This window comes from Mycobacterium gordonae (assembly GCF_001417955.2).
In the GTDB taxonomy this organism is placed as follows: Bacteria; Actinomycetota; Actinomycetes; order Mycobacteriales; family Mycobacteriaceae; genus Mycobacterium; species Mycobacterium gordonae_B.
Window position 1 is genome coordinate 1 of sequence record NZ_LKTM01000273.1, and the last position, 514, is coordinate 514.

At 81.5% G+C, this 514-nt stretch carries 1 protein-coding gene; it reads left to right on the top strand.

Annotation, left to right across the window (positions count from 1 at the left end; genetic code table 11):
- Positions 1–514 (top strand): hypothetical protein (locus AO501_RS40750; RefSeq protein WP_197419894.1); only part of this gene is annotated, 514 nt, incomplete at both ends.

Sequence of the window (514 nt, forward strand, 5' to 3'; positions counted from 1 at the left end):
GGACAGGGCAGCACCGGCGCCACAGGTGGCGGCATCGGCGGCCAAGGTGCCGCCGGCGGGGACGGCGGCCAAGGCGGCACCGGCGGCGCCGCCGGCAAGGCCAACGGCGGCTTCAACGGCGCCCAGGGCGCCGGCGGCCAGGGCGGCTTCGGCGGCAAGGGCGGCCAGGGCGGCCAAGGCGGCATCGGCACCGACAACAGCGCCAACCCCGGCATCGCCGGCGCAGCGGGCGGCACCGGTGGCAGCGGTGGCACCGGCGGCGCAGCCGGCCTCGGCGGCACCGGGTCCACCACCGGCGCGGCCGGCACAGCCGGCAACGGCGGCACCGGCGGCACCGGCGGCACCGGCGGACAAGGCGGACAGGGCAGCACCGGCGCCACAGGTGGCGGCATCGGCGGCCAAGGTGCCGCCGGCGGGGACGGCGGCCAAGGCGGCACCGGCGGCGCCGCCGGCAAGGCCAACGGCGGCTTCAACGGCGCCCAGGGCGCCGGCGGCCAGGGCGGCTTCGGCGGCA